The 26,840-nt window shown below is 70.5% G+C and carries 25 protein-coding genes; 8 read left to right on the top strand and 17 right to left on the bottom strand.

The window, feature by feature from the left end; all coding sequences use genetic code 11:
• Positions 1–90 precede the first annotated feature (90 nt).
• The 9 genes from ACIRPX_RS26615 to ACIRPX_RS26575 are packed head-to-tail and all read right to left on the bottom strand — an operon-like array spanning position 91 to position 7,145.
• Complete coding sequence (locus tag ACIRPX_RS26615) at positions 91–468, bottom strand: VOC family protein (RefSeq protein ID WP_404199389.1); 378 nt, start codon at positions 466–468, stop codon at positions 91–93.
• 40 nt (positions 469–508) lie between these two features.
• Positions 509–841 (bottom strand): metal-sulfur cluster assembly factor, encoded by a 333-nt coding sequence (locus ACIRPX_RS26610; protein WP_404199387.1) that lies wholly within the window; start codon positions 839–841, stop codon positions 509–511.
• Positions 838–1,305, bottom strand: coding sequence for a Fe-S cluster assembly sulfur transfer protein SufU (gene sufU, locus ACIRPX_RS26605; RefSeq protein ID WP_404199385.1), 468 nt, complete (start codon positions 1,303–1,305; stop codon positions 838–840). The genes ACIRPX_RS26610 and sufU overlap by 4 nt, the downstream gene beginning before the upstream one ends.
• 21 nt (positions 1,306–1,326) lie before the next feature.
• Entirely contained in the window at positions 1,327–2,598 is a 1,272-nt protein-coding gene (locus ACIRPX_RS26600) for a cysteine desulfurase (protein ID WP_404199383.1), read from the bottom strand.
• Entirely contained in the window at positions 2,595–3,359 is a 765-nt protein-coding gene (gene sufC, locus ACIRPX_RS26595; RefSeq protein ID WP_404199380.1) for a Fe-S cluster assembly ATPase SufC, read from the bottom strand. Before sufC ends, ACIRPX_RS26600 begins: the two co-directional genes overlap by 4 nt.
• Positions 3,360–3,366: 7 nt before the next feature.
• Positions 3,367–3,696: a bifunctional 3-phenylpropionate/cinnamic acid dioxygenase ferredoxin subunit gene (locus ACIRPX_RS26590; RefSeq protein ID WP_404199378.1), complete on the bottom strand. Its 330-nt coding sequence runs from the start codon at positions 3,694–3,696 to the stop codon at positions 3,367–3,369.
• On the bottom strand, positions 3,693–4,910 hold the full coding sequence (sufD, locus tag ACIRPX_RS26585) for a Fe-S cluster assembly protein SufD (RefSeq protein WP_404199409.1): 1,218 nt from the start codon (positions 4,908–4,910) through the stop codon (positions 3,693–3,695). Before sufD ends, ACIRPX_RS26590 begins: the two co-directional genes overlap by 4 nt.
• A 58-nt stretch (positions 4,911–4,968) precedes the next feature.
• Positions 4,969–6,393 (bottom strand): Fe-S cluster assembly protein SufB, encoded by a 1,425-nt coding sequence (sufB, locus tag ACIRPX_RS26580; RefSeq protein ID WP_404199375.1) that lies wholly within the window; start codon positions 6,391–6,393, stop codon positions 4,969–4,971.
• Positions 6,390–7,145, bottom strand: coding sequence for a helix-turn-helix transcriptional regulator (locus ACIRPX_RS26575; RefSeq protein ID WP_404199373.1), 756 nt, complete (start codon positions 7,143–7,145; stop codon positions 6,390–6,392). Before ACIRPX_RS26575 ends, sufB begins: the two co-directional genes overlap by 4 nt.
• Positions 7,146–7,481: 336 nt before the next feature.
• Here ACIRPX_RS26575 and ACIRPX_RS26570 point away from each other — a divergent pair, with 336 nt between their 5' ends.
• The 3 genes from ACIRPX_RS26570 (at position 7,482) to ACIRPX_RS26560 (ending at position 10,327) form a co-directional block, all read left to right on the top strand.
• A complete protein-coding gene (locus ACIRPX_RS26570; RefSeq protein ID WP_404199371.1) occupies positions 7,482–8,405 on the top strand; it encodes an ABC transporter ATP-binding protein in 924 nt (307 codons plus the stop codon).
• Between the two features lie 145 nt (positions 8,406–8,550).
• Positions 8,551–9,267, top strand: coding sequence for an ABC transporter permease (locus ACIRPX_RS26565; RefSeq protein ID WP_404199406.1), 717 nt, complete (start codon positions 8,551–8,553; stop codon positions 9,265–9,267).
• A 46-nt stretch (positions 9,268–9,313) separates the two neighbouring features.
• The gene (locus ACIRPX_RS26560) at positions 9,314–10,327 is read left to right on the top strand and encodes a heme A synthase (protein ID WP_404199368.1); all 1,014 of its coding nucleotides are present in this window, start codon (positions 9,314–9,316) and stop codon (positions 10,325–10,327) included.
• A 121-nt stretch (positions 10,328–10,448) separates the two neighbouring features.
• On the opposite strand, the gene ACIRPX_RS26555 is transcribed toward ACIRPX_RS26560, so the two are convergent.
• The 3 genes from ACIRPX_RS26555 to ACIRPX_RS26545 all read right to left on the bottom strand — a co-directional run bounded on the left by ACIRPX_RS26555 (position 10,449) and on the right by ACIRPX_RS26545 (position 13,017).
• Entirely contained in the window at positions 10,449–11,555 is a 1,107-nt protein-coding gene (locus ACIRPX_RS26555) for an amidohydrolase family protein (RefSeq protein WP_404199366.1), read from the bottom strand.
• Between the two features lie 58 nt (positions 11,556–11,613).
• A complete protein-coding gene (locus ACIRPX_RS26550; protein WP_404199363.1) occupies positions 11,614–11,946 on the bottom strand; it encodes a hypothetical protein in 333 nt (110 codons plus the stop codon).
• Positions 11,947–12,063: 117 nt separating this feature from the next.
• On the bottom strand, positions 12,064–13,017 hold the full coding sequence (locus ACIRPX_RS26545) for a heme o synthase (protein ID WP_404199361.1): 954 nt from the start codon (positions 13,015–13,017) through the stop codon (positions 12,064–12,066).
• 380 nt (positions 13,018–13,397) lie between these two features.
• Between ACIRPX_RS26545 and tkt the strand changes: the two genes are divergently transcribed.
• The 5 genes from tkt to pgl are packed head-to-tail and all read left to right on the top strand — an operon-like array spanning position 13,398 to position 20,059.
• Positions 13,398–15,485 (top strand): transketolase, encoded by a 2,088-nt coding sequence (tkt, locus tag ACIRPX_RS26540; protein WP_404199359.1) that lies wholly within the window; start codon positions 13,398–13,400, stop codon positions 15,483–15,485.
• A gap of 33 nt (positions 15,486–15,518) precedes the next feature.
• Entirely contained in the window at positions 15,519–16,661 is a 1,143-nt protein-coding gene (gene tal, locus ACIRPX_RS26535; protein WP_404199356.1) for a transaldolase, read from the top strand.
• Position 16,662: 1 nt separating this feature from the next.
• On the top strand, positions 16,663–18,189 hold the full coding sequence (gene zwf, locus ACIRPX_RS26530) for a glucose-6-phosphate dehydrogenase (protein ID WP_404199403.1): 1,527 nt from the start codon (positions 16,663–16,665) through the stop codon (positions 18,187–18,189).
• A complete protein-coding gene (opcA, locus tag ACIRPX_RS26525; RefSeq protein WP_404199353.1) occupies positions 18,186–19,280 on the top strand; it encodes a glucose-6-phosphate dehydrogenase assembly protein OpcA in 1,095 nt (364 codons plus the stop codon). The genes zwf and opcA overlap by 4 nt, the downstream gene beginning before the upstream one ends.
• Positions 19,277–20,059: a 6-phosphogluconolactonase gene (gene pgl, locus ACIRPX_RS26520; RefSeq protein ID WP_404199350.1), complete on the top strand. Its 783-nt coding sequence runs from the start codon at positions 19,277–19,279 to the stop codon at positions 20,057–20,059. Before opcA ends, pgl begins: the two co-directional genes overlap by 4 nt.
• A gap of 45 nt (positions 20,060–20,104) precedes the next feature.
• Here the strand turns inward: pgl and ACIRPX_RS26515 are convergent, their stop codons facing one another.
• The 5 genes from ACIRPX_RS26515 to ACIRPX_RS26495 form a co-directional block, all read right to left on the bottom strand.
• Positions 20,105–20,944 (bottom strand): carbohydrate ABC transporter permease, encoded by an 840-nt coding sequence (locus tag ACIRPX_RS26515; protein ID WP_404199347.1) that lies wholly within the window; start codon positions 20,942–20,944, stop codon positions 20,105–20,107.
• Positions 20,941–22,302, bottom strand: coding sequence for a carbohydrate ABC transporter permease (locus tag ACIRPX_RS26510; protein ID WP_404199345.1), 1,362 nt, complete (start codon positions 22,300–22,302; stop codon positions 20,941–20,943). The genes ACIRPX_RS26515 and ACIRPX_RS26510 overlap by 4 nt, the downstream gene beginning before the upstream one ends.
• Positions 22,303–22,308: 6 nt before the next feature.
• Positions 22,309–23,637 carry an ABC transporter substrate-binding protein gene (locus ACIRPX_RS26505; protein ID WP_404199342.1) on the bottom strand — a complete coding sequence of 443 codons (1,329 nt, stop codon included), beginning with the start codon at positions 23,635–23,637 and terminating at the stop codon, positions 22,309–22,311.
• A 68-nt stretch (positions 23,638–23,705) separates the two neighbouring features.
• Positions 23,706–25,331: an alpha-amylase family glycosyl hydrolase gene (locus tag ACIRPX_RS26500; protein ID WP_404199338.1), complete on the bottom strand. Its 1,626-nt coding sequence runs from the start codon at positions 25,329–25,331 to the stop codon at positions 23,706–23,708.
• Positions 25,332–25,464: 133 nt separating this feature from the next.
• The gene (locus ACIRPX_RS26495) at positions 25,465–26,736 is read right to left on the bottom strand and encodes an ABC transporter substrate-binding protein (RefSeq protein ID WP_404199335.1); all 1,272 of its coding nucleotides are present in this window, start codon (positions 26,734–26,736) and stop codon (positions 25,465–25,467) included.
• Positions 26,737–26,840 lie beyond the last annotated feature (104 nt).

Below are 26,840 nucleotides of genomic sequence, written 5' to 3'. Positions count from 1 at the left end.
CTCCCCGGCCCATTCCCCCATCACCACAAAACGAGTCTGGCCCCGCCGCTCACGCGGCGGGGCCAGAACCCCAAGATCTTCATGAGCCTTCTAGGCGTCGCGGAAGGCGATCAGGGACGCCTTCGGGCGCAGCACGCAGAACTCGTTGCCCTCCGGGTCGGCCAGCACCACCCAGCCGGCTCCGCTCCCCTGCCCGATGTCGACGCGCCGCGCCCCCAGGGCGAGGATGCGCTCCACCTCGGCGTCCTGGTCGTCGGGGGCGAGGTCGAAGTGCAGCCGGTTCTTGACGGTCTTCGGCTCGCTCACCGGCATGAAGCAGATGCCGGTCGCGGCGGACTCGTCCGGCCCGATGACGACTTCACGCGGCTTCTCCGAGAGGACCTGCCAGTCCAGCACCCGGCACCAGAAGCGGGCGAGCCCGGGCAGGTCGCGGGCGTCGACGACGAGGTGATGCAGCGAAACGGCCATACCCGTAAAGATATGGCCGTTCCCCTGCGTACAGCGGCACTCAGACGTTGAAGCCCAGCGCCCGGAGCTGCTCCCGACCGTCGTCGGTGATCTTGTCCGGGCCCCACGGGGGCATCCAGACCCAGTTGATGCGCAGCTCGTTGACGAGGCCGTCCGTGGCGGACTTGGCCTGGTCCTCGATGACGTCCGTGAGCGGGCAGGCCGCGGAGGTCAGGGTCATGTCGATCGTCGCGATGTTCGCGTCGTCGATGTGAATGCCGTAGATCAGCCCGAGGTTGACCACGTCGATGCCCAGCTCGGGGTCGACGACGTCGTACAGCGCCTCGCGGATCTCCTCCTCCGAGGCCGGCTTCAATTCAACGGTCTCGCTCATGCCGTCTTCCTTTCGGCGTCGGCTCCGCCCAGCACCTGGGCCGTCGCGTCCTTCCACGCCATCCAGCTCAGGAGGGCGCACTTGACCCGGGCCGGGTACTTGGAGACGCCGGCGAACGCGACCGCGTCCTCCAGCACCTCCTCCATCGCGTCGTCGGGCTCGATCTTTCCCTTGGACTGCATCAGCTCCAGGAAGGTCTCCTGGATCTTCTGCGCGTCCGTCAGGTCCTTGCCGACCAGCAGGTCGTTCAGCACCGAGGCGGAGGCCTGGCTGATGGAGCAGCCCTGGCCCTCGTACGAGACGTCCTCGATCCTCGTGCCGTCGTACTTCACGCGGAGGGTGATCTCGTCACCGCACGTCGGGTTCACGTGGTGCACCTCGGCGTCGCCGTCCCTGAGACCACGCCCGTGCGGGTTCTTGTAGTGGTCCAGGATGACTTCCTGGTACATCGAGTCCAGCTTCATGCGATCGCTCGTCCCGTCCCGTCAGCCGAAGAAGTTCCGTACGTGCTCCAGCCCGTCGACCAGCGCGTCGATCTCGGCAGGCGTGGAGTACAGATAGAACGACGCCCGGGTGGTCGCAGGAATTCCGTAGCGCAGGCAGACCGGCCGCGCGCAGTGGTGGCCGACGCGCACCGCGATGCCCTGCTCGTCCAGGACCTGGCCCACGTCGTGCGGATGGATGTCCCCGAGGGTGAAGGAGATCGCCGCGCCGCGGTCCTCGGCCGTGGCCGGCCCGATGATCCTCAGGTCGGGGACCTCGGCCAGCCGCTTCACCGCGTACTCGGTGATCGCGTGCTCATGGGCGAGGATCTTGTCCATGCCGATGGCGCTCAGGTAGTCGATCGCCGCGCCGAGGCCGACCGCCTGCGCGATCGGCGGGGTGCCCGCCTCGAACTTGTGCGGAGCCGGTGCGTACGTCGAGGAGTGCATCGACACGGTCTCGATCATCTCGCCGCCGCCGAGGAACGGAGGCAGGTCCTCCAGCAGCTCCTGGCGGCCCCACAGGACACCGATGCCGGTCGGGCCGCACATCTTGTGGCCGGTGAACGCCACGAAGTCGGCCTGCAGGGCCTGGACGTCCAGCGGCATGTGGGGCGCCGCCTGCGAGGCGTCGATGCAGACGAGGGCACCGACCTCCTGGGCGCGGCGGATTATCGTCTCGACCGGGTTGACCGTGCCCAGGATGTTGGACACCAGCACGAAGGAGACGATCTTCGTCTTCTCCGTGATGATCTCGTCGATGTTGGACAGGTCGAGGCGGCCGTCGTCGGTGAGGCCGAACCACTTCAGCTTCGCGCCCGTGCGCTGCGACAGCAGCTGCCACGGCACGATGTTGGAGTGGTGCTCCATCTCCGTGATGACGATCTCGGTCTCGGAGTCGACCCGGTAGGGCTCGTCGGCCCAGCCGAGCATGTTCGCCACGAGGTTGAGCGACTCGGAGGCGTTCTTGGTGAAGATCACCTCGTCGCGGCTCGGCGCGTTGATGAACGACGCGACCTTGTCGCGCGCGCCCTCGTACAGCGCCGTGGCCTCCTCGGCGAGCACATGCACACCGCGGTGGACGTTGGCGTTGTAGCGCTCGTAGTACTCGTTCAGGGCGTCGAGCACCTGGCGCGGCTTCTGCGAGGTCGCCGCGTTGTCCAGATACACGAGCTTCCGCCCGTCGTGGACCTGCCGGTCCAGAATGGGGAAGTCCTTGCGGATCGCCTCGCCCAGAAGACTGGACTCAGTGAGGAGGCCCGGCAGCTGTGTCACGCGGATACGCCACCCTTCGTGTATGCCTCGTAGCCCTCGGCCTCCAGCTTGTCGGCCAGCTCGGGGCCGCCGGACTCCACGATCCTGCCGCCCGCGAAGACGTGCACGTGGTCGGGCTTGATGTAGCGCAGGATGCGCGTGTAGTGCGTGATCAGCAGGGTGCCGACCTCGCCGGTCTCGCGGACGCGGTTGACGCCCTCGGAGACGACGCGCAGCGCGTCGACGTCGAGGCCGGAGTCGGTCTCGTCCAGGATCGCGATCTTCGGCTTGAGCAGCTCCAGCTGGAGGATCTCGTGGCGCTTCTTCTCACCGCCGGAGAACCCCTCGTTGACGTTGCGCTCGGCGAATGAGGAGTCCATGTTGAGGCGCTCCATGGCCTCCTTGACCTCCTTCACCCAGGTGCGCAGCTTGGGGGCCTCGCCGCGGACGGCGGTGGCGGACGTGCGCAGGAAGTTCGACACGGAGACACCCGGGACCTCGACCGGGTACTGCATCGCCAGGAACAGGCCCGCGCGGGCGCGCTCGTCGACGGACATCTCCAGGACGTCCTCGCCGTCGAGGGTGACGGTGCCGCCGGTGATCGTGTACTTCGGGTGCCCCGCGAGCGAGTAGGCGAGGGTCGACTTGCCGGAGCCGTTGGGGCCCATGATGGCGTGCGTCTCGCCCTGCTTCACGGTGAGGTCGACGCCCTTGAGGATCTCCTTCGTGGCGTTGTCGGCCTCGACGGTGACGCGCAGGTCTCGGATTTCAAGCGTTGCCATGGGTGCCTCAGGACTCCTGGTTGAGGGAGACGAGCACGTCGTCCCCTTCGATCTTTACGGGGTATACGGGGACGGGGCGCGTCGCGGGCAGGCCGGAGGGCTTGCCGGTGCGCAGGTCGAAGCTGGAGCCGTGCAGCCAGCACTCGATCTGGCAGTCCTCCACCTCGCCCTCGGAGAGCGAGACGTTCGCGTGCGAGCAGACGTCGTGGATGGCGAACACCTCCCCCTCGGTCTTCACGACCGAGACCGGCGTGCCGTCGAGTTCCACCCGCTTCGGGGTGTCCTCCTCCAGCTCGCTCAGCCCGCAGACGCGCAGGAACGTGGACGACGCTGTCATGCGACCGACGCCTCCAGCTCCTCTTCGATCTTGGCGATGAGGCGCTCCTCGATGTCCGGGACGCCGATCTGCTGGACCAGCTCGGCGAAGAAGCCGCGGACCACCAGGCGGCGGGCCTCGAACTCCGGGATGCCGCGGGCCATCAGGTAGAAGAGCTGCTCGTCGTCGAAGCGGCCGGTGGCGCTCGCGTGGCCGGCGCCGACGATCTCACCGGTCTCGATCTCCAGGTTGGGCACCGAGTCGACCCGGGCGCCGTCCGTGAGGACGAGGTTGCGGTTCATCTCGTAGGTGTCCGTGCCCTCGGCCTTGGCCTCGATGAGGACGTCGCCGATCCACACGGCGTGCGCGTCGTCGCCCTGGAGCGCGCCCTTGTAGACGACGTTCGACTTGCAGTGCGGGGTGTTGTGGTCGACCAGCAGGCGGTGCTCCTGGTGCTGGCCCCGGTCGGTGAAGTACAGGCCGAACAGCTCGGCCTCGCCGCCGGTGCCGGCGTAGGACACGCGCGGGTGCAGGCGGACGACGTCGCCGCCGAAGGTGACGACCACGGACTTGAAGCTCGCGTCCCGGCCGACGAGGGCGTTGTGCTGGGCCACGTGCACGGCCTTGTCGTCCCAGTCCTGGACCGAGACGACGGTCAGCTTGGCGCCGTCGCCGACGAGGTAGTCGACGTTGGCCGCGAGCACCGCGTCACCGGTGTGGTCGATGACGACGACGGCCTCGGCGAAGGCGCCCAGCTCGACGACCTGGTGGCCGTAGGCGGTCCCGCCCTCGCCGTGCACGGCGATACGGATGGGCTCGGTGAGGACCGTCTCCTTGGGGACGGTGACCACGCCGGCCTTCTCGAACGCGGAGTAGGCCTGGGCGGCGACGCGGTCGACCGGGGTGCCCGCCCTGCCGAGCCGCGCGTCGTCGCGCCCGACGGTCTCGACGATGACGCCCTCGGGAGCCTCCACCTCGACCTTCACGCCCTCGCCGGTGGCGGCGGTGCCGTCGTGCAGCCCGCGCAGACGCTCCAGCGGCGTGAACCGCCACTCCTCCTCACGACCGTGCGGGACCGGGAAGTCCGCCACGTCGAAGGACGGGGGCGCGCTCATGCGCGTGGCGACGGTCGACTCGGCGGCGACCGCGATCGAGCCCGCGGTGGTGGATCCCACGGGTGGCGGTCCCCCCGCGCGACCGGATGCGAGGGGGGAGGGGTTCTGGGCCTCGGCCATGGCTGTCGTCATGCTCGCTTTCTTGCGTAAGTGGCTTGATGGGAAGGGCGGTGGGCGGTCAGCCGACCGCGCCCTCCATCTGCAGCTCGATCAGCCGGTTGAGCTCCAGCGCGTACTCCATCGGCAGTTCCTTGGCGATCGGCTCGACGAAGCCGCGCACGATCATCGCCATGGCCTCGTCCTCGCTCAGACCACGGCTCATCAGATAGAAGAGCTGGTCCTCGGAGACCTTGGAGACGGTCGCCTCGTGGCCCATGGAGACGTCGTCCTCACGGACGTCGACGTACGGGTAGGTGTCCGAGCGGGAGATGGTGTCGACGAGCAGCGCGTCGCACAGCACGTTCGACTTCGAGCCCGGGGCGCCCTCGCCGATCTCGATGAGACCGCGGTAGGAGGTGCGGCCGCCGCCTCGCGCCACCGACTTGGAGACGATGTTGGAGGACGTGTTCGGGGCCATGTGGACCATCTTGGCGCCGGCGTCCTGGTGCTGGCCCTCGCCCGCGAAGGCGATGGAGAGGGTCTCGCCCTTGGCGTGCTCGCCCATCAGGTAGACGGCCGGGTACTTCATCGTCACCTTGGAGCCGATGTTGCCGTCGACCCACTCCATGGTCGCGCCCTCGTAGGCCACGGCGCGCTTGGTGACCAGGTTGTAGACGTTGTTCGACCAGTTCTGGATGGTCGTGTAGCGGCAGCGGGCGTTCTTCTTGACGATGATCTCGACGACCGCGGAGTGCAGCGAGTCCGACTTGTAGATCGGGGCGGTGCAGCCCTCGACGTAGTGCACGTAGGCACCCTCGTCGACGATGATCAGGGTCCGCTCGAACTGGCCCATGTTCTCCGTGTTGATGCGGAAGTAGGCCTGGAGCGGGATCTCGACGTGCACGCCCTTCGGCACGTAGATGAAGGAACCGCCGGACCACACGGCCGTGTTCAGCGCGGCGAACTTGTTGTCACCGGCCGGGATGACCGTGCCGAAGTACTCCTTGAAGAGCTCCGGGTGCTCCTTGAGCGCGGTGTCGGTGTCGAGGAAGATGACGCCCTGCTCCTCCAGGTCCTCGCGGATCTGGTGGTAGACGACCTCCGACTCGTACTGGGCCGCGACGCCCGCGACGAGGCGCTGCTTCTCCGCCTCCGGGATGCCGAGCTTGTCGTACGTGTTCTTGATGTCCTCGGGCAGGTCCTCCCAGGACTCCGCCTGCTTCTCCGTGGAGCGTACGAAGTACTTGATGTTGTCGAAGTCGATGCCCGACAGGTCCGAGCCCCAGTTCGGCATGGGCTTCTTCTCGAACAGCCGGAGGCCCTTGAGACGCAGCTTGGTCATCCACTCCGGCTCGGACTTCTTGCCGGAGATGTCGCGGACCACGTCCTCGTTCAGGCCGCGCTTCGCTGCGGCACCGGCCTCGTCGGAGTCCGCCCAGCCGTATTCGTACTTGCCCAGGCCTTCGAGCTCGGGGTGGGCGGTCTCCTCGATGGGGAGAGTCATGCGGGGTTCCTCCCGGCCGTGCTTGCGGATGCGTTGTGACTGTGCAGATCGGTCTGTGGGGAAATCTTGGGGATGAACGTCGTGCAGACGCCGTCACCGTGCGCGATGGTCGCCAGTCGCTGTACGTGGGTTCCCAGCAGCTGGGAGAAGATCTCGGTCTCCGCCTCGCAGAGCTGGGGGAACTTCTCCGCGACATGGGCGACGGGGCAGTGGTGCTGGCACAGCTGCTCGCCGACCGGTGCGCTGCGCGCCGTAGCAGCGTACCCGTCCGCGCTCAGCGCCTTGGCCAGGGCTTCCGTGCGCTCCTCGGGGTCGGCGGCCTCGATCGCCTCGCGGTAGGCGCCGGCCTGCTCGGCGATCCTCGCGCGCGCGAAGGCGACGATCGCCTCGTCCCCGCCGAAGCGCTCCTGGATCCAGCGCAGGGCGTCCGCGGCGAGCTTGTCGTACGACTGGTCGAAGGCGTCGCGGCCGCAGTCGGTGAGCGCGAAGACCTTCGCCGGGCGGCCTCGGCCGCGGGCTCCGTAGACCCGCTGCTCCCGGGCTTCCACGACGTCGTCGGCGACCAGTGCGTCGAGATGCCTGCGGACGGCGGCCTGGGTCAGGCCCAGCCGGCCGGCCAGCACGGCGGCGGTGGACGGCCCGTGGTCCAGGATGGAACGCGCGACCCGGTTGCGCGTCGAGCGCTCACCGGTCGCGAACTCCTCCTGAGGGGCCCCCGCGGGGGTCTCCCGAGCCTCGCCGACGTTTTTCACAACGCCATTGTTGCGTAATTCCTCAGGAGCGGGCAAGCGGCGTCCGTCCGGACGGGCGGTGCCCTACGTCACTTAGGTATACCTAATCTGACCTGCGGAAACGATCTTTGATCGATCGGGCAGGCCGTCCCGCGACGGCGCGCGCGGCGGCTCCCCGTCCCCTCCCGCACGCCCTCCGACCGGCGCTCCCGCCCCTCACGGCACAGCCGCCCCACCGCGCCGAAGCGGGGGGGCCGGGCCGGCGGAAACCCGCCGCCGGCCGCCGGTTCGCCCCGTCCGGTGGAGATCTTGCACCCACCCGACGGAACGGGGGACGCCCTCCCTAGACTCGGGCCCATGCGAAGTGAGCCCGTGGTCCAGGTTCAGGCCCTGGTGAAGCGGTACGGCACGAAAACCGCTGTGGACGGCCTCGACCTGGTGGCCCAGGCGGGCGTGACCGCCGTACTCGGCCCGAACGGCGCGGGCAAGTCGACCACCGTGGAGACCTGCGAGGGATACCGCAGGCCGGACTCCGGAACGGTGCGCGTGCTCGGCCTCGACCCGGTGCGCCAGGCCCGCCGGCTGCACCCCCGCATCGGCGTGATGCTGCAGTCCGGCGGCGTGTACTCGGGCGCGCGGGCGGACGAGATGCTGCGGCACGTGGCCAGGCTGCACGCGAGCCCGCTGGACGTCGACGCCCTGATCGAGCGGCTGGGGCTCGGCTCGTGCGGCCGTACGACCTACCGCCGGCTCTCCGGCGGGCAGCAGCAGCGGCTGGCACTCGCGATGGCCGTCGTGGGCCGCCCGGAACTGGTCTTCCTGGACGAGCCGACCGCCGGCCTCGACCCGCAGGCCCGCCGCGCGACCTGGGACCTGATCGGCGATCTGCGCGCCGACGGCGTCTCGGTCATCCTCACCACGCACTTCATGGACGAGGCCGAGCAGCTCGCCGACGACGTCGCGATCATCGACGCCGGCCGGGTCATCGCCCAGGGCTCCCCGGAGGCCCTGTGCCGCGGCGGCGCCGAGAACACGCTGCGCTTCGTCGGCCGCCCGGGGCTGGACGTCGGCTCCCTGCTCAAGGCGCTGCCCGCCGACTGCTCGGCGGCGGAACTGACGCCGGGCTCCTACCGGGTGAACGGCAAGGTCGACCCGCAGCTGCTCGCGACGGTGGCGTCCTGGTGCGCGCAGCACGGCGTGATGCCCGACAAGATCTCGGTCGAACGGCACACCCTCGAAGACGTGTTCCTGGAGCTCACGGGCAGGGAGCTGCGGTCATGACGCGGGCCCGTGCAGGCATCCGCCGGGAGTCCGGGGACCGTCCCCCGCAACGACACCGTCCCGAACCAACGGGCAAGGAGCTCCGCTCGTGACCACGGCCACCGGTACGTACACGCCGAAGCCCGGCGCCGCGCCCCTGACCCGCATGCTCGGCGCGCAGACGGCGCTCGAGACGAAGATGCTGCTGCGCAACGGCGAGCAGCTGCTGCTGACGGTCGTGATCCCGACGCTGCTGCTGGTCCTGTTCAGCTCGGTCGACATCGTGGACACCGGCGCGGGCAGCTCCGTCGACTTCCTCACCCCCGGCATCCTGGCGCTCGCGGTGATGTCGACGGCGTTCACAGGCCAGGCCATCGCCACCGGCTTCGAACGCCGCTACGCCGTCCTCAAGCGCCTCGCCTCCTCCCCCCTCCCCCGCTGGGGCCTGATGACCGCGAAGACGGCGTCGGTGCTGGTGACCGAGATCATGCAGGTGATCCTGCTGACGGTGATCGCCTTCGCGCTGGGCTGGTCGCCGCACGGCAACCCCGCGGCCGTGCTGCTCCTGCTGATCGCCGGCACGGCCGCCTTCTCCGGCCTCGGACTGCTGATGGCCGGGACCCTGAAGGCCGAGGCGACCCTGGCCGCCGCGAACCTGGTCTTCCTGCTGCTGCTCGTGGGCGGCGGCGTGATCGTCCCGATGGACAAGTTCCCGCAGGGCGCCCAGGACGTGCTCGGCCTGCTGCCCATCTCGGCGCTCTCCGACGGCCTGCGCGAGGTGCTCCAGCACGGGGCCGGCATGCCCTGGGGCGACCTGGGGATCCTGGCCGCGTGGGCCGTCGTGGGGCTGGCGGCGGCCGGAAGGTTCTTCCGCTGGGAGTAGGGGTGCCATGGACCCTCGTGAACGTGTGCACAAGCGGGCGCCTACGATGGGGCGCGTGCCAAACGTGACGCGCGCCGATGCCCTGGCGGCACTGCGCAACCCGCTCTCCTTCATCGCAGCCCGCTGGACCCCCACCCCCAGGACGGTCCGGCGCGCGGCACTCTCCGCGCTCGTCATGGCGGTGATCATCGTGGTCACCGGCGGGGCGGTGCGGCTGACCGGTTCCGGGCTCGGCTGCCCGACCTGGCCGACGTGCACGGACACCTCGCTCACCACCACCGGCGCCATGGGCATCCACGGAGCCATCGAGTTCGGCAACCGCATGCTGACCTACGTGCTGTGCGCGGCCGTCGGCTGGGCGATCGTCGCGGCCCGCTCCGAGAAGCCGCACCGGCGCGGTCTGACCCGGCTGGGCTGGGCCCAGTTCTGGATCGTGATGAGCAACGCGGTCCTGGGCGGGATCGTGGTGCTGGTCGGCCTGAACCCCTACACCGTCGCGGCGCACTTCCTGCTCTCCTCGGGCCTGATCGCGGTCGCGGCCGTGATGTGGCAGCGCACCCGCGAGGGCGACGGCGCGCCCCGTCCGCTGGTCGGCAAGCCCGTCCGGCAGCTGGTCTGGTTCCTGGTCCTCGCCTCGGTGCTGCTGATCGCGGTCGGCACGGTGGTCACCGGCGCCGGGCCGCACGCCGGCGACTCCAAGGAGGTCGACCGGATCCCGATCGACTGGGAGACGGTCGCCAAGCTGCACGCCGTGCTCGCCTGGATCGTGGTGACGCTGACCTTCGCCCTGTGGTTCATCCTCAAGGCGGTCGACGCGCCGAGGGGCCCGCTGGCCCGGACCCGTGAGCTGTTCCTGATCCTGCTGGCCCAGGGCGTCATCGGCTACGTCCAGTACTTCACGCACCTGCCCGAGGTCCTCGTCGGCCTGCACATGCTCGGCTCGGCACTGATCTGGATCTGGGTCCTGCGGGTGCTGCTGGCGCTGCGCGAGCGGCCGGAGACCACCCTGGAGATCCCGGGACCCGCGCAGTCCGGGTCCGCGGTCGGGGCCGGGGTCTGACCCGCCGTCCCGCCGCGGCGGCCAGGGCCGGCACGCGGGGCGGTCCGCAGGCAGAGGGGATGGCCCGGCCGGGCGTCCTGGGCGGGGCCGGGGCAGCCACCGGGGGGATACGCACCCCGGCTCACTCCAGTCCGTAGACCCTGCGCGCGTTGCCCGCGGCCACCAGCCCCGCCACCCGCTGGGCGTCCGACAGGGACCAGGCGCCGTCGGAGACCCAGCCGCCGAGCACGCGGCCGAGGGCCTCGCGGAAGAGGCGGGCGCCCACCACGTGCAGTTCGGGCAGGCCGTGGGCGCCGCTGGAGAAGAGGATCTTGCCGAACGGGGCGAGTTCGAGGATCTCCGCGAGGACCGTCGCCGCCCGGGCCCCGGTCCGTACGAGCGCGGCGCCCGAGTCGGCGTAGACGTGCGGGAAGACGCCGGCGAGGTGGGCGGCGTGACGGTGGTACGGGTAGCCGTGCAGCAGGATCAGATCGGTGCCGAGCCCCGCCGTCGCGCGGACGAAGTCGGTCAGCAGCACCGGATCCGTGCGGTCGATGCGCTGGCCCGGTTCGCCGAGTCCCGCGTGCAGCTGGAGCGGCAGACCGGAGGCGACCGCGATCCACAGCAGATGCCGCAGCAGGACGGGATCGGTCAGCTCGCCGCCCACGCCGCGGCCGCCCAGCCAGCGGGCCGCGGCACCGCGCACCTCCCCCGGACCGGGCGGCTCGGGCGCGAGCGCCAGCCCGTGGCGCAGACCCGCGACGGAGGTGAAGGCGACGGCGTGCACGGCGGCGCCGTGCACCGACTCGGCGAGGTTGGCGAGGAAGGACTCGACGGTGCCGGAGGTGTCGGCGACCTGTTCCGCGAGCAGTTCCAGGCGGACGATCTCGCGGGCCTCGGCGCCCCCCGAGGAGGCCATCTCGCACGGCCCGGTCAGATCGCCGGGCAGCCCGGTGTCGACCAGGTAGGTGGTGATGCCGCTGCCGCGCAGCAGTCTGCGGCCGGCCTCCGGCACGCCGAGCTCACGGCGCCGGGCGAGATAGCGGGCGGGCGGGCAGTGCGGTTCCAGGCCGAGTAACGGCGGGCACCAGCGCCGTACCGCGAACCCGGTCTGGGTGTCGAAGAGGGTGGTGCCGGGCGCGGGCGGGCCCTCGGTGCGGGCCAGCTGGGCCTCGAAGGTGCCGAGGCCCAGCTCCGTCTTCAGTACGCCGTGGCAGTACTGGTCCACGAGGGACGGCGTTTCGATCATCCGGGCTCCCCGTTCGGTGGACCTGTGCTCCTCACACGTCCTAACGGGTGAACCGGCGTCAGGTGTTGCTCGGACCGCCCAGCTGGATCCCGGCCATCCGCGTCCACTCGTACGGGCCGGTCCTCACCTTGGCCGCGAACTCGCCGTCGAAGGACTCGTGGACGGTGACGCCGGCCTTGTGCACGGCCTGCTCGGCCAGCTCGCAGGAGGGCGCCACCAGGTCGCCCCAGCCGCCGTCCTCCCCGACCAGGACGATGCGCGCGCCGCGCTCACCGATGTAGGCCACCTGGGCCTCCGCCCCGCCGTGCGCCCTGGAGAAGGCGCTGATCTGCCGGGCGAGGCGCGCCACCGTGCGCCCGGCCTTCGGGTCAACCTGCTCTGTCTCTGCCATGGCCAGGATGCTACCGACGGGTAGATCCAACGGCGACGGGCGGGGTGCGTGGCCTTGACCACGCACCCCGCCCGTCGGACGTCACGGACGCGCCGCTCCCGCGCGCGAGAGCGGCCGTCAGCGCAGGAAGGGGTCCACCGCGACCGCCACGAACAGCAGCGACACATAGGTGATGGACCAGTGGAACAGGCGCATCTCCTTCAGCTTCCCGCCGGTCACCTCGGACTTGGCGCGGTTCTGCAGCGCGTGCGCCTCCCAGAGCCACCAGCCGCCGGCCGCCAGGGCGACCGTCGTGTAGAACCAGCCGGTGTAGCCGAGGGGCGTCAGGAGCAGGGAGACCGCGACCATCACCCAGCTGTAGACGACGATCTGCTTGGCGACCACCTTGTTGGAGGCGATGACCGGGAGCATGGGCACGCCCACGCGCGCGTAGTCCTCCCTGACCTTCATGGACAGCGGCCAGTAGTGCGGCGGGGTCCAGAAGAACATGACGAGGAAGAGGACGACCGGCGCCCAGGACATCGAGTCGGTGACGGCCGACCAGCCGATGAGCACCGGCATGCAGCCCGCGATGCCGCCCCAGACGATGTTCTGCGAGGTGCGGCGCTTGAGGATCATCGTGTAGACGACCACGTAGAACAGGAGCGCTCCGAGCGACAGCCAGGCGGACAGCCAGTTGACGGTCAGCCCGAACAGCAGCGTGGAGACGACCGCCAGGGTGATGCCGAAGGCGAGGCACTCGCGCGGGCTGACCATCCCGGTGACCAGCGGACGCTGCGAGGTGCGGTCCATCAGCGCGTCGATGTCGCGGTCGATGTACATGTTGAGCGCGTTCGCGCCGCCCGCGGAGAGATAGCCGCCGAGGCAGGTGAGCAGGACCAGCGTCAGGTCCGGCACACCTCGCTGGGCGAGGAACATCACCGGCACGGTGGTGATGAGCAGGAGCTCGATGATCCGCGGCTTGGTCAGCGCCACGAACGCCTTGACACGGGCCCCGAACGGCCGGTGACTCGAGGTCCTGCTCTCGCCCAGCACTCCGGCTGGACGGGATTCGACGGCCGTCACGCACACCCCTACAGAGACATCCCAGCGAGCCCCCGCCCATGTGAAGTACCGGTAAAGGCTCGCGCGTACCACGCCACTTTAGACGTTGCCCGTACCCCGGCCTTCGCGGGGGTGGGGTCGTGTTGGCGGGGGGTCGTGCCCGGCGGGGCGCGGGCGCGCCCGGACGTCGTACTGAAGCTCGATTGAGCAGTCCGGGGAGCGGCTCCGTATTGAGTTGCCGACCACGGATCCAGGCGGTCGGGAGGCGGATCCCCGCCGGGCCCGGCAGTCTGGAATGACTCGAAAAAATGCACGTTCTCACGGGGGTAGGCTCGACAGCGGCCGGTGGGCGTCCAGTGCGCCGGCATTCGACATGCGTGACATGTGGAGAGGAGCCCTGACCCAGGGTGAGCACCAAGCCGACCACCACAGACCTCGAGTGGACCGAGTTGGACCAGCGGGCCGTGGACACCGCCCGCGTCCTGGCCGCCGACGCCGTACAGAAGGTCGGCAACGGCCATCCGGGTACGGCGATGAGCCTGGCGCCCGCCGCGTACACCCTCTTCCAGAAGGTGATGCGGCACGACCCCACCGATCCGGACTGGGTCGCCCGCGACCGCTTCGTCCTGTCCGCCGGCCACTCGTCCCTGACCCTCTACACACAGCTCTACCTGGCCGGCTTCGGCCTGGAGCTGGACGATCTGAAGGCCTTCCGCACCTGGGGCTCCAGGACCCCCGGCCACCCGGAGTACGGTCACACGACGGGCGTCGAGACCACCACCGGCCCGCTGGGCCAGGGCGTCGCCAACGCCGTGGGCATGGCGATGGCCGCCCGCTACGAGCGCGGCCTGTTCGACCCGGACACCCCGCAGGGCGAGTCCCCCTTCGACCACTTCGTCTTCTGCGTCGCCGGTGACGGCTGCCTGCAGGAGGGCATCTCCGCCGAGGCGTCCTCGATGGCCGGCCACCAGCGGCTCGGCAACCTGATCCTGCTGTGGGACGACAACCACATCTCGATCGAGGGCGACACCGAGACGGCCGTCTCCGAGGACACCGTCAAGCGGTACGAGGCCTACGGCTGGCACGTGCAGCGCATCGCCCCGAAGCCGGACGGGGACCTCGACCCGCACGCGATCTACAACGCGATCGAGGCCGCGAAGCAGGTGACGGACCGGCCGTCGTTCATCGCGATGCGCTCGATCATCGCCTGGCCCGCGCCGAACGCGCAGAACACCGAGGCCGCGCACGGCTCGGCGCTCGGCGACGACGAGGTGGCGGCCACCAAGCGCGTCCTCGGCTTCGACCCCGGCCAGACCTTCGAGGTCGCCGACGAGGTCCTCAAGCACACCCGGCAGGCGCAGGAGCGCGGCCGCGAGGCGAAGGCCGAGTGGGAGAAGTCGTTCCAGCTGTGGCGGCAGAACAACGCCGAACGCGCGGCCGACTTCGACCGCATCGCCAAGGGCGAGCTGCCGGCCGGCTGGGAGGAGAAGCTCCCGGTCTTCGAGCCGGGCAAGGGCATCGCCACCCGCGCCGCCTCCGGCAAGGTGCTGCAGGCCCTCGGTGCCGTGATCCCCGAGCTGTGGGGCGGCTCCGCCGACCTCGCGGGCTCCAACAACACCACCATCGACAAGACGAGTTCGTTCCTGCCGGCGGACAACCCGCTGCCCGGGGCGGACCCGTACGGCCGCACCATCCACTTCGGCATCCGCGAGCACTCCATGGCCGCGGAGATGAACGGCATCACCCTGCACGGCAACACCCGTGTCTACGGCGGTACGTTCCTGGTCTTCTCCGACTACATGCGCAACTCCGTGCGGCTGTCGGCCCTGATGCACCTGCCGGTGACGTACGTGTGGACGCACGACTCGATCGGTCTGGGCGAGGACGGCCCGACCCACCAGCCGGTCGAGCACCTCGCGTCGCTGCGCGCCATCCCCGGTCTCAACGTCGTGCGCCCCGCCGACGCCAACGAGACCGCGATCGCCTGGCGCGAGATCCTGCGCCGCTGGACCAAGGTCTTCGGCAAGGGCGCCCCGCACGGCCTGGCGCTCACCCGTCAGGGCGTGCCGGTGTACGAGCCCGACGAGAACGCGGTGAAGGGCGGCTACGTCCTCTTCGAGGCGTCGAACGGCAGCCCCGAGGTCGTCCTGATCGCGACCGGGTCCGAGGTGCACGTCGCCGTCGAGGCGCGCGAGCGGCTGGAGGCCGACGGGGTGCCCACCCGGGTCGTGTCCATGCCGTGCGTGGAGTGGTTCGAGGAGCAGGACCAGGGGTACCGGGACAGCGTCCTGCCGCCGAACGTGAAGGCGCGGGTCGCGGTCGAGGCCGGTATCGGACTGACCTGGCACAGGTACGTCGGGGACGCCGGCCGCATCGTTTCCCTGGAGCACTTCGGTGCTTCCGCCGACGGCAAGGTCCTCTTCCGCGAGTTCGGCTTCACTGCCGAGAACGTGGCCGCCAAGGCGCGGGAATCCATCGCCGCCGCCCAGCGCTGACGCCCATATACGACCCGTAGGAGATGTAATTCCATGACAGACGCACTGAAGCGCCTCTCCGAAGAAGGCGTCGCGATCTGGCTGGACGACCTGTCGCGCAAGCGGATCACGTCCGGCAACCTCGCCGAGCTGATCGACCAGCAGCACGTCGTGGGCGTCACCACCAACCCGACGATCTTCCAGAAGGCGATCAGCGGCGGCGACGGCTACGACCGTCAGCTGGCCGACCTCGCCGCCCGCAAGGTCACCGTCGAAGAGGCCGTCCGCATGATCACCACGGCGGACGTCCGGGACGCCGCCGACATCCTGCGCCCCGTGTTCGACGCCACCGACGGCCAGGACGGCCGGGTGTCGATCGAGGTCGACCCGCGCCTCGCGCACAACACCAGGGCCACCGTCGCCGAGGCCAAGCAGCTGGCCTGGCTGGTGGACCGGCCCAACACGCTCATCAAGATCCCGGCCACCCCGGCGGGTCTGCCGGCGATCACCGAGACGATCGGCCTCGGCATCAGTGTCAACGTCACGCTGATCTTCTCGCTGGAGCGCTACCGCGAGGTCATGGACGCCTACCTCTCCGGCCTGGAGAAGGCCAGGGAGCGCGGCCTGGACCTGTCGCAGATCCGCTCCGTGGCGTCCTTCTTCGTCTCCCGCGTGGACACCGAGATCGACAAGCGGATCGACGCGCTCGGCACCGACGAGGCCAAGGCGCTGCGCGGCAAGGCCGCCGTCGCCAACGCGCGCCTCGCCTACCAGGCGTACGAGGAGGTGTTCGGCGCCACCGACCGCTCGACGCCGCCCTCCGACCGCTGGAGCGCGCTGGAGAAGGCGGGCGCCCGCAAGCAGCGTCCGCTGTGGGCCTCCACCGGTGTGAAGGACACGGCCTACAAGCCGACCCTGTACGTCGACGACCTGGTCGCGCCGAACACGGTCAACACCATGCCGGAGGCCACCCTGGAGGCCACCGAGGAGCACGGCTCGATCACCGGCAACGCCATCGCCGGGACGTACGAGCAGGCCCGCGCCGACATCGACGCCGTCGAGAAGCTCGGGATCTCGTACAACGAGGTGGTTCAGCTCCTGGAGGACGAGGGCGTCGAGAAGTTCGCGGCGTCCTGGAACGACCTGCTCAAGTCGACCGAGGCGGAGCTGGAGCGCCTCGCCCCCTCGGAGGGCTGAGATCTTGTCGAGCAGCAACCCGCTGCGTGACCCCGCCGACCGACGGCTCCCGCGTATCGCGGGGCCGTCGGGCCTGGTCATCTTCGGCGTCACGGGCGACCTGTCACGGAAGAAGCTCATGCCCGCCGTGTACGACCTCGCCAACCGGGGTCTGCTGCCGCCGGGCTTCTCGCTGGTGGGCTTCGCCCGCCGTGAGTGGGCCCACGAGGACTTCGCCGCCGAGGTCCACGACGCCGTCAAGGAACACGCCCGCACGCCCTTCCGCGAGGAGGTCTGGCAGCAGCTCATCCAGGGGATGCGCTTCGTGCAGGGCACCTTCGACGACGACGACGCGTTCGAGCGCCTGCGTTCCACGATCGAGGAGCTCGACAAGGCACAGGGCACGGGCGGCAACTTCGCCTTCTACCTGTCCGTCCCGCCGCGCTCCTTCCCGGTGGTCATCCAGCAGCTGAAGAAGCACGGCCTGGCCGACCAGAGCTCCGGCTCCTGGCGGCGCGCGGTCATCGAGAAGCCCTTCGGCCACGACCTGAGGTCGGCCGAGGAGCTCAACAAGGTCGTGCACGAGGTCTTCGCCCCGGACCAGGTCTTCCGCATCGACCACTACCTGGGCAAGGAGACCGTCCAGAACATCCTGGCGCTGCGCTTCGCCAACACGATGTTCGAACCGATCTGGAACCGGTCCTTCGTGGACCATGTGCAGATCACCATGGCCGAGGACATCGGCATCGGCGGCCGGGCCGGCTACTACGACGGCATCGGCGCCGCCCGCGACGTCATCCAGAACCACCTCCTGCAGCTGATGGCCCTGACGGCCATGGAGGAGCCCGCCTCCTTCGACGCGGACGCGCTGGCCGCGGAGAAGACCAAGGTGCTGGGGGCCGTACGGCTGCCGAAGGACCTGGGCCGGGACACCGTGCGCGGGCAGTACGCGGCGGGCTGGCAGGGCGGCGAGAAGGCGGTCGGCTACCTCCAGGAGGAGGGCATCGACCCCAAGTCGAAGACCGACACCTACGCGGCCATCAAGGTCGAGATCGACAACCGGCGGTGGGCGGGCGTGCCGTTCTACCTGCGCACCGGCAAGCGCCTGGGCCGCCGGGTCACCGAGATCGCGGTCGTCTTCCAGCGGGCACCGCACTCCCCCTTCGACCACACCGCGACGGAGGAACTCGGCAAGAACGCGATCGTCATCCGCGTCCAGCCGGACGAGGGCGTCACGGTCCGCTTCGGCTCCAAGGTGCCGGGCACGTCGATGGAGATCCGGGACGTGTCGATGGACTTCGCCTACGGCGAGTCCTTCACCGAGTCCTCGCCCGAGGCGTACGAGCGCCTGATCCTCGACGTGCTGCTCGGCGACTCGAACCTCTTCCCGCGCACCGAGGAGGTCGAGCTGTCCTGGCAGATCCTCGACCCGATCGAGCAGTACTGGGACGCGAACGGCAGGCCCGCGCAGTACGCGTCCGGCACCTGGGGTCCCGTCGAGGCGGACGAAATGCTCGCACGAGAGGGACGGAGCTGGCGCCGGCCATGAAGATAGACCTCACGGACACCACGGCCAGCAAGATCAACAAGGCGCTGGTGCAGGGCCGGCGGGCCATCGGCACGCCGGCTGTGGGCATGGTGCTCACGCTGGTCATCGTGACGGACGAGGAGAACGCGTACGACGCCCTGAGGGCGGCGAACGACGCCTCGCGCGAGCACCCCTCGCGCACGCTCGTGGTCATCAAGCGCGTCTCGCGCACCCCCCGCGACCGCACGTCGTCCCGCCTGGACGCCGAGGTGCGGGTCGGCGCGGAGGCGGGCACGGGTGAGACGGTCGTGCTGCGCCTGTACGGCGAGGTGGTCGACCACGCCCAGTCGGTGGTCCTGCCGCTGCTGCTGCCGGACGCCCCGGTGGTGGTCTGGTGGCCGGTGAACGCGCCGCTCGACCCGGCGAACGACCCCCTCGGCGCCCTCGCCCAGCGCCGCGTCACCGACACCTACGCCGCGGAGCAGCCGGTGCGGGAGCTGACGGCCCGCGCCGACACGTACACCCCCGGCGACACCGACCTGTCCTGGACCCGCATCACGCCCTGGCGCTCGATGCTGGCCGCCGCGCTCGACCAGGTCACCTGCTCGGTGGAGGCCGTCGAGGTGGAGGGCGAGGAGTTCAACCCGAGCTGCGAGCTGCTGGCGATGTGGCTGGCGGACCGGCTGGCCGTGCCCGTCAAGCGGTCGCTGTCCAACGGCCCCGGTCTCACCGCGGTCCGCATGGCCACCGACACCGGCCGGATCGTCCTGGACCGGGCCGACGGCGCACTGGCCACGCTCTCCATCCAGGGCCAGCCGGACCGCGCGGTGGCGCTGAAGCGCCGGGAGACGGCCGAGCTGATCGCGGAGGAGCTGCGGCGGCTGGACCCGGACGACACGTACGCCTCGGCGCTGCGGTTCGGGGTGGAGCGGCTGAACGAGGCGCCGGCGCCGGTGCCCTCCCTTCCGGACCCCGCCGCCAAAGGAGAACCGGTCGCCGTCGGGACCCCTGTCGAGGACGCTGCGGAAACTCCCGCGCGGGAAGCGGCGGCGCAGGCGCCGGTGACCGTCCCGCAGGCGCCCGGCAAGGGGAGGAAGGCGGCGGCCGAGTGAGCACTCCGCAGCTGGTCGTGCACCGCGACAAGGAACTGATGGCGCAGGCCGCCGCGGCCCGTCTGATCACGAAGATCGTGGACGCGCAGGCCTCCCGGGGCCATGCCTCCGTGGTCCTCACGGGCGGCCGCAACGGCAACGGCCTGCTGGCCGCGCTGGCGGCCGCGCCGGCCCGGGACGCGATCGACTGGGGCCGGCTCGACCTGTGGTGGGGGGACGAGCGCTTCCTGCCGGAGGGCGACCCCGAGCGCAATGTGACACAGGCCCGCGAGGCCCTGCTGGACTCCGTCCCGCTGGACCCCGAGCGCGTGCACGCCATGCCCGCGTCGGACGGGCCCCACGGGGCGGACGTCGAGACGGCGGCTGCGGCGTACGCGGACGAACTGGCCCGGGCGGCCGGCCCCGAGAACCACGCCTCCGTCCCCGCCTTCGACGTCCTGATGCTGGGCGTGGGCCCGGACACGCACGTGGCCTCGCTCTTCCCCGAGCTCCCGGCGGTCCGGGAGACGGACCGCACGGTGGTCGGCGTGCACGGCGCGCCGAAGCCGCCGCCGACCCGGGTGACCCTGACCCTCCCGGCGATCCGCGCCGCCCGCGAGGTCTGGCTCCTCGCCGCCGGCGAGGACAAGGCCGAGGCCGCCGCGATCGCCCTCTCGGGCGCGGGTGAGGTCCAGGCCCCGGCGGCGGGCGCCCGGGGACGCGCGCGGACCCTGTGGCTGCTGGACGCCTCGGCCGCCTCGCAGCTGCCCCGGTCGCTCTACCCGCCGGCGTCTCCCTGAGGTCCGTGGCGGAACGCGGCGGGGGTGTGCGCCCCCGCCGCGTCCTCACTTGACCGACCCTGCCATGACCCCCTGCACGAAGTGCCGCTGGAAGGCGAAGAACACGGCCACCGGCACCACCAGTGACACGAACGCCCCGGGTGCCAGCACGTCGATGTTGCTGCCGAACTGGCGTATCTGGGACTGGAGCTGGACCGTCAGCGGCTGGGAGGAGCTGTCGGCGAACAGCAGGGCGACCAGCATGTCGTTCCACACCCACAGGAACTGGAAGATGGCCAGGGAGGCGATCGCGGGACGGCCCACCGGCAGGACCAGGCGGGTGAAGATGCGCCACTCGCTGCCGCCGTCCATCCGCGCGGCCTCCAGCATCTCCTTCGGCATCTCGGCGAAGTAGTTGCGCAGCAGGAAGACCGCGAAGGGCAGTCCGTAGGCCACGTGGAAGAGCACCACGCCCGGGATCGTGCCGAACAGGCCCAGTGCGCCGAAGAGTTTGGCCACCGGCAGCAGACCGATCTGCACGGGCACCACCAGCAGCGCCACCACGACCAGGAAGACGGCCTCCCGGCCGGGGAAGTCCAGCCAGGCGAAGGCGTATCCGGCCAGCGCCGCGAGGACGACGACCAGGGCGGTGGCCGGCACCGAGATCAGCACCGTGTTCCAGAAGGCCTGCGTCATCCCGGCGTTCTTCAGCAGGGCCGAGTAGTTGTCCAAGGACAGCTGCCCGGGACTGGAGAACACCTTCCACCAGCCGCTGCTCGCCGAGTCGCGGCTGGAGCGCAGCGAGGACAGGAACAGCCCCGCCAGCGGCGTCAGCCACACCAGGCCGATCAGGACGAGGAAGGCCTGCACCAGCCCGCTGCTCAGGCCGCGCCTGACCGCGTTCATCGCTGACTCCTTCGGAAACGGCGGACGTTGAAGACCATGGCGGGGACGACCAGCAGCAGGAGCAGCACCCCGAGCGCGCTGCCGAGCCCCTGGTTGTTGCCGCCGCCGAAGGACACCAGCCACATCTGGGTGGCCAGCACGGTGGCGTCCTCCTGCACCGGGCCCGGCGCGATGATGTAGACGAGGTCGAAGACCTTCATCACGTTGATCACGAGGGTCACGAAGACCACCGTCAGTACGGGCGCGAGCAGCGGCACCGTGATCCGCCGGAAGATCTGCCACTCGTTGGCGCCGTCCATCCGCGCCGCCTCCAGCGCGTCCCGCGGCAGCGTGGCGAGTCCCGCGCCGATCAGCACCATCGCGAAGCCCGTCCAGATCCACAGGTACGCGCCGATGATGGCCGGTGTGACGAGCGCGGGCCCGAGCCAGGAGACGCCGTCGTAGGGCTGCGCGAAGTTCGAGGCCGGCAAGGTCACGGTGTACGAGCCGGAGCCGAGGCCCTTGAACGCGAAGGAGCCGTCGGAGGCCGTCGTCGTGCTCCCGGCCGTCGTCCCGTCGGACCGCACGGCCTCGACCGTCATCCGCGGCAGCCCGCTCTCACGCCGGTCGACCTTGCCCTGCTCACCGCCCCCGCCGGGGGTGAAGTCCAGGTAGACCACCCCGCGCAGCTCGCCGGGGGCCGCCTTGCGGGCGGCGGCCGCGTAGGCCGGCCGGGCCCCCGACGGCAGGTCCTTCGGCGCCACCCCCACCAGCCCGAGGGCCACCGAGCTCCCCGGCGAGACGCTTGCGGTCGTCCGGTACGAGCCGTCCGGCCCCGCCTTGAGGCCCTGTCCCACCCGGGCCCGCGCGGTCGGATACTCCGAGGTGCCCTTGAAGGCGTCGTGCACGCCGACCACGGCCGCGTTCAGCACGCCCTTGTTCGGGTCCTGGTCGTAGGCGAGCCGGAAGATGATGCCCGCCGCGAGGAAGGACACCGCCATCGGCATGAACAGCAGCAGCTTGAAGGCGGTCGCCCAGCGGACCTTCTCCACCAGGACGGCGAGTATCAGGCCGAGTCCGGTCAGCAGCGCCGGTGCGACGACGACCCAGATGGCCGTGTTCCGCACCGCCTTGAGGGTCGCCGGGTCGCGGAACATCTCGGTGTAGTTGTCGCCGCCGACGAAGCGGGTGCCGGACGCGTCGAAGAAGCTGCGGCCGACCGAGAAGAGCACCGGGTACACCACGAGCGCGCCCAGCAGGAGCAGGGCCGGGAAGGCGAACAGCACGGCGATGACCCGGGCCCGCCGGCGCGAGCGGCGGGCCCGTTCAACGGCCCCGGTCCCGGGTGGACTTGTCTCTTTCACCAAAGTCGCGGTCATGGGACGTCAGCCCTTGTACGCCTTGGCCGCGGCGGTCTCCAGCTGCGCCGCGGTCCGCTTCGGGTCCGACGGGTCGCGCAGGAAGTCCTGGAGCAGCTTCCACTCGCCCGCGCCCTTCGTCCCGCCGAACGCCGCCGGTGCCTGGTCGGACATGTCGAAGCGGACAGAGTCCCCCGCTCCGACGAGGGACTTGGCGGTCGCGCGGGTGACGTCGTCGCCGTACGCGCCGAGGTCGAGCTTCTTGTTCGGGGACAGGAAGCCGCCGGCCTTCGCCCATACGGCCGCCGCCTCGGGCGTCGCCAGGTACTCCAGGAGCTTCATGCCGGCCTTGGAGTTCTTGCCGTCCTTCAGGACGACGGCCGCGTCACCGCCGCTGACCACCGGTGCCTTGCCCCCGTCGACCGCGGGGAAGGGGAAGAAGTCGGCGTCCTTGCCGATGGTCCGGCCGAACTGGTCGTGGGCGACCCCGGCGACGAAGTCGCCCTCGTAGACCATGCCGGCCTCGGGCTTGGGACCGAAGACCTTCTCCACCGAGCCGGGGAAGTCGGTGTTGAGGGCCTCCTTCTGCCCGCCGGCGATCAGCTGCTTGTCCTTGAAGAGCTTGCCGAGCGTGCCGAGCGCCTTGACCACCGACGCGTCGGTCCACTTCAGCTTATGGGCGGCCAGGGCGTCGTACTTCTCGGGGCCCGCCTGGGAGAGGTAGATGTTCTCGAACCAGTCGGTGAGCGTCCAGCCGTCCTGCCCGGCGACCGAGAAGGCGGCGAGTCCGGAGTCGGAGACGGTGTGCCCGGCCTTGAGCATCGCGTCGTACGTCGTCGGCGGCTTGACACCGGCCTGGTCGAGGGCGTCGGGGTTGTACCAGACGGTCGACTTGTGGGCGGCCTTGAAGTACAGCCCGTACAGCGTGCCGTCGACGCTGCCGTACTTCTTCCAGACGGACGCGAACCCGGCGTCCACCGACTTCTCGGCGGTCGCCGACAGCGGCGTCAGCCAGCCCTTCCGCGCGAACTGCTGCAACACGCCGACCTGCGGGACCATGACCACGTCGGGGGCGTTGCCGCCCTCGATCTTGCTGCCGACGACGGTGGAGACGTTGTCACCGGTGGACGTGAACTGCGTCTTGGCGCCGGTCTTCGCGGTGAAGGCGTCCAGCACCTTCTGGAAGTTCTTCTGCTCGCTGCCGGACCAGACGCCGGCCACGGTGACGGTCTGGCCGGTGAGCGCCTTGTCCCCGCCGCCGGCGGAGACCGGGTCGCTGCCTCCGCACGCGGTCGCGCCGAGCGCCAGGGCGAGGGCGGTGCAGCCGGTGAGCAGGGTCGTGCGTCGTCGCATCATCGTTGATGTCCCTTCGAGGGGTGAAAAGTTGACGAGAAATCAGGAACCGCCGCGGAGTGCGGCGGAGTTCAGAGGTCGCTGAGCCACCAGGCCGCCGTCGAACCGGGCAGCACCCCGGCCGGGCACGGGCCGCTGGACAGCAGCGGGGTGCCGGAGACGGGTGCGGGCGTGGGCGCCGTACCGAAGTTGACGGCGCAGACCAGGCCGTCGCCCCGGACGAAGCCGAGGACGCCGGGCGGGGTGTCCAGCCAGTCGAGGGTTCCCTCGCCCAACTGCGGCAGCGCGGAGCGCAGTTGGAGGCCGTCGCGGTACAGGTGCCAGAAGGAGTGGGTGTCCGCGAGGGCGCGGTCGGTGGCGTACTCGGCGAAGTACGAGGGCTGCGGCAGCCAGGGCCGCGCGCTCTCGGCGCCGGAGGTGAAGCCGAACGGCGAGGCCTGGCCCGACCAGGGCAGCGGCACCCGGCAGCCGTCGCGTATCCGGGCCCGGCTTCCGGTGCGGCGGAAGATCGGGTCGGTGAGGACGTCGTCGGGCAGGTCGACGACCTCGGGCAGCCCCAGCTCCTCGCCCTGGTAGATGTACGCGGCTCCGGGCAGCGCCAGCATCAGCAGCGCGGCGGCCCGGGCGCGGGCCGCGCCGAGACCGCTGCCCTCGGTGGCGGGTTCGCCGTAGCGGGTGACCGTGCGGACCTGGTCGTGGTTGTTGAGGACCCAGGTGACCGTGGAACCGGTGCCGGCGATGTCCTGCATGGCCTCGGAGATGACCTTGCGGAAGGCGTCGGCGTTCCAGGGGGCGCTGAGCAGGTCGAAGAAGAAGGCCTGGTGCAGCTCGTCCGGCCGTACGTAGCGGGCGTGTTCGCGGGCGCTCGGCACGGAGACCTCGCCGACCAGCAGCCGTTCGCGGCCGTCGCGCGCCGTGTACTCCTCGCACACCGCCCGCCAGCGGCGCCACACGTCGTGCACCTCGGGCTGGTTCCAGGCGAGCGGGTTGACCGAGTCGCGGGTCCGGGCGTCGGCCTCCGGGTCGTCCGAGTCGGGCAGGTCGGGGTGTTTGAACAGGCCGGCCGCGACGTCGATGCGGAAGCCGTCGATGCCCCGGTCCAGCCAGAAGCGCAGCACCCGGTCGAACTCGGCGCCGACCTCGGGGGTGCGCCAGTTCCAGTCGGGCTGCTCGGGCGCGAACATGTGCAGGTACCACTGGCCGGGGGTGCCGTCCGGCTCGGTGACCCGGCTCCAGGCCGGCCCGCCGAACATGGAGTGCCAGTTGTTGGGCGGCTCGGCGCCGTCCGGGCCGCGGCCGTCGGCGAAGTGGAAGCGGGCGCGGGCCGCGCTGCCGGGGGCCGCGGCGAGCGCCTCCCTGAACCACGGGTGCTCGCTGGAGCAGTGGTTGGGCACGACGTCCAGGAGGACCTTGACGCCGAGCCCCCCGGCGGCCGACATCAGCAGGTCGAACTCGGCGAGGTCGCCGAAGAGCGGGTCGACGCCGCAGTAGTCGGCCACGTCGTAGCCGTGGTCGTGCTGGGGCGAGGGGTAGAAGGGGCTCAGCCAGATCCCGTCCACGCCCAGCTTCTTCAGATACGGCAGTCCGGCGCGGACCCCGGCCAGATCGCCGATGCCGTCGCCGGTGCTGTCCAGGAAGCTGCGGACGTACACCTGGTAGATCACTGCGTCGCGCCACCAGCGGCACTTACTCAACATGCATGCATGTTAGGTACGCGTGTCGGAGAGGTGTCAACGAAAAGACGGAAGCTACTGAGTCGTTGGCCCTTTATATGCGCATTTAATGGCCCAGCGAGGGCGAAGAGAGACCCACGCGTTACCTAACATGTAACTAGCGACCAGGGATCGCGGCCAGCTCCCGCGCCAGTCGCCGTACGGCCGCCGCGGGCGTCTCGTGCCCGGTCATCGCATCGTGCACGACCGCCTGCACGACCAGGCTGACCTGGCCGTAGCGCGGGCTCTGCGGGCGTGGCGCGGCCGTGCGCACACTCGCGCGCAGGGTCGGCAGATAGGGGAACCGCCGTATCAGATCGGGGTCCTGGTACAGCGCGGCCCGCACGGGCGGCAGCGCGCCGCGGGTGAGGACCTGGCGCTGGACCGGCGCACTCGTCAGGTACGCGATCAGGCGCGCGGCCGAATCCGGGTGCCGGGCATGGGTGTTGACGGCCAGGTTGGAGCCGCCGAGGACGCTCCTGCCGGGTCCGTCGGGGCCCGGCAGCGGCACGGCGCCGATCTTTCCGGCGACCGGGGAGCCCTTGGCCGAGGAGACGGCGTAGGCGTAGGGCCAGTTGCGCAGGAAGAGCAGCTTTCCGTCCCGGAAGTCCTGCTTGGACTCCTCCTCCTTGAACGTCAGCGCCTTCTTCGGGATCCAGCCCTCGCGCACGCCCCGGGCGAGGAAGCCGATGCCCTCGCGGGCGGCGGCGGAGTTCACGGTGACCCGTGCGCCCTCGTCGCCGAGGATGCTGCCGCCGGCCGAGTAGACGGCCTCGGCCGCGTTGACGGTCAGTCCCTCGTACGGCAGGAACTGCCCCGCGTAGCCGTCGAGTCCGTACTTCGGCGCGATGGTCTTCGCGTCCCGTTCCAGCTCGGCCCAGGTGCGCGGCGGCGGGACGCCCTCCTTGGCGAGGACGTCCTTGCGGTAGAGGAGCAGGCCCGCGTTGGTGACGTACGGGACGGCGTACAGACGGCCGTCGTACTCCGCGGTCCGGACGACCGGCTTCAGGAACGTCCCCAGCGGGAATCGGCCGCGGGGCAGCGGGCGGATCCAGCCGGCCGCCGCGAACTCCGAGGTCCAGCTGACGTCGATGTTGAGGACGTCGAACCGGCTGCGGTCGCCGCCGCGCAGGTCGGTGGCCATCTGGGCGTGCGTCTCGTCGGCGGAGTCCGGCAGCTCGACGAGGGTGACCTTCTCGCCCGGGTGGGTGCGGTTCCAGCCTTCGAGCAGGGGGCCGAGGTAGTCGGTGAGGTCCCCGGCGGTGGCGAGCGTCAAGGGCCCGCGGCCGTCCCCCGGACCCTCGTCGGCATGGGCCCCGGAGGCGACATAACCGGTCATGACCACGACGAGAACGAGGAGGCCCCTACCGGCGGCGTGGATCCACCGCATAGGTTCCTCCTTGCACACCGGCCCCGGGCGCCTTCGCCCGGAGTCAGAGGCCATGTATACCTGTTAGGTATGGGCGATACTAGGGCCTGGAGCATATTGCGCGG

The sequence above is a fragment of the Streptomyces sp. NPDC101225 genome (genome assembly GCF_044767585.1).
Taxonomy (GTDB): Bacteria; Actinomycetota; Actinomycetes; order Streptomycetales; family Streptomycetaceae; genus Streptomyces.
The sequence above is the reverse complement of the archived record's forward strand: the minus strand, read 5'-3'. Positions and strand labels throughout refer to the sequence as shown.

What these genes read in the sequence shown, in the direction of transcription:
- ACIRPX_RS26615 (WP_404199389.1), bottom strand. Translation starts at nt 468, where the DNA reads ATGGCCGTTTCGCTGCATCACCTCGTCGTCGACGCCCGCGACCTGCCC.
- ACIRPX_RS26610 (WP_404199387.1), bottom strand. Translation starts at nt 841, where the DNA reads ATGAGCGAGACCGTTGAATTGAAGCCGGCCTCGGAGGAGGAGATCCGC.
- sufU (WP_404199385.1), bottom strand. Translation starts at nt 1,305, where the DNA reads ATGAAGCTGGACTCGATGTACCAGGAAGTCATCCTGGACCACTACAAG.
- sufC (WP_404199380.1), bottom strand. Translation starts at nt 3,359, where the DNA reads ATGGCAACGCTTGAAATCCGAGACCTGCGCGTCACCGTCGAGGCCGAC.
- ACIRPX_RS26590 (WP_404199378.1), bottom strand. Translation starts at nt 3,696, where the DNA reads ATGACAGCGTCGTCCACGTTCCTGCGCGTCTGCGGGCTGAGCGAGCTG.
- sufD (WP_404199409.1), bottom strand. Translation starts at nt 4,910, where the DNA reads ATGGCCGAGGCCCAGAACCCCTCCCCCCTCGCATCCGGTCGCGCGGGG.
- sufB (WP_404199375.1), bottom strand. Translation starts at nt 6,393, where the DNA reads ATGACTCTCCCCATCGAGGAGACCGCCCACCCCGAGCTCGAAGGCCTG.
- ACIRPX_RS26570 (WP_404199371.1), top strand. Translation starts at nt 7,482, where the DNA reads ATGCGAAGTGAGCCCGTGGTCCAGGTTCAGGCCCTGGTGAAGCGGTAC.
- ACIRPX_RS26565 (WP_404199406.1), top strand. Translation starts at nt 8,551, where the DNA reads ATGCTCGGCGCGCAGACGGCGCTCGAGACGAAGATGCTGCTGCGCAAC.
- ACIRPX_RS26560 (WP_404199368.1), top strand. Translation starts at nt 9,314, where the DNA reads ATGGGGCGCGTGCCAAACGTGACGCGCGCCGATGCCCTGGCGGCACTG.
- ACIRPX_RS26555 (WP_404199366.1), bottom strand. Translation starts at nt 11,555, where the DNA reads ATGATCGAAACGCCGTCCCTCGTGGACCAGTACTGCCACGGCGTACTG.
- ACIRPX_RS26550 (WP_404199363.1), bottom strand. Translation starts at nt 11,946, where the DNA reads ATGGCAGAGACAGAGCAGGTTGACCCGAAGGCCGGGCGCACGGTGGCG.
- tal (WP_404199356.1), top strand. Translation starts at nt 15,519, where the DNA reads ATGACAGACGCACTGAAGCGCCTCTCCGAAGAAGGCGTCGCGATCTGG.
- opcA (WP_404199353.1), top strand. Translation starts at nt 18,186, where the DNA reads ATGAAGATAGACCTCACGGACACCACGGCCAGCAAGATCAACAAGGCG.
- ACIRPX_RS26515 (WP_404199347.1), bottom strand. Translation starts at nt 20,944, where the DNA reads ATGAACGCGGTCAGGCGCGGCCTGAGCAGCGGGCTGGTGCAGGCCTTC.
- ACIRPX_RS26510 (WP_404199345.1), bottom strand. Translation starts at nt 22,302, where the DNA reads ATGACCGCGACTTTGGTGAAAGAGACAAGTCCACCCGGGACCGGGGCC.
- ACIRPX_RS26505 (WP_404199342.1), bottom strand. Translation starts at nt 23,637, where the DNA reads ATGATGCGACGACGCACGACCCTGCTCACCGGCTGCACCGCCCTCGCC.
- ACIRPX_RS26500 (WP_404199338.1), bottom strand. Translation starts at nt 25,331, where the DNA reads ATGTTGAGTAAGTGCCGCTGGTGGCGCGACGCAGTGATCTACCAGGTG.
- ACIRPX_RS26495 (WP_404199335.1), bottom strand. Translation starts at nt 26,736, where the DNA reads ATGCGGTGGATCCACGCCGCCGGTAGGGGCCTCCTCGTTCTCGTCGTG.